Annotated in this window: 1 protein-coding gene; it reads left to right on the top strand. The window is 78.7% G+C overall.

All coding sequences use genetic code 11. The annotated features are described in order from the left end of the window. Positions 1-352: hypothetical protein (locus MCBG_RS32925; protein ID WP_198033275.1), on the top strand; the 352-nt coding region annotated here is incomplete at both ends.

Below are 352 nucleotides of genomic sequence, written 5' to 3'. Positions count from 1 at the left end.
GCTCGTGGCCGCGTTGCGCGCCGCCGGCGACGACCCGGTCGAGGTACGCGCCGGCGAGGCGTTCACCGCCACCGCGAGCGGTTTCCGGCTGCGCCCCGGCGTACGCGCCGACGCCGAGGAGCTTCTGGCCGCGCTCGGCGCCGACGTGCCCCGCCGGATCGTGCACGCGTTCGCCCTCGACGGCGAGCCGGCCGGCACCGACCCGGCGGCCGCCTGGGCGGCGCAGGAGCGCGGCTTCTTCGGCGCGCTGCACCTGGTGCAGGCGCTCGCGGGCACCGGTGTGACCGCCGACGAGGCGGGCGTACGCCTGGACCTGGTCACCGCCGGCATCGGCGACGTACGCGGCGACGAC

It is taken from the genome of Micromonospora sp. M42 (genome assembly GCF_000568915.1).
GTDB lineage: Bacteria > Actinomycetota > Actinomycetes > Mycobacteriales > Micromonosporaceae > Micromonospora > Micromonospora chalcea.
Note: the sequence above shows the minus strand (reverse complement) of the source record. Positions and strands in the feature narration are given on the sequence as shown.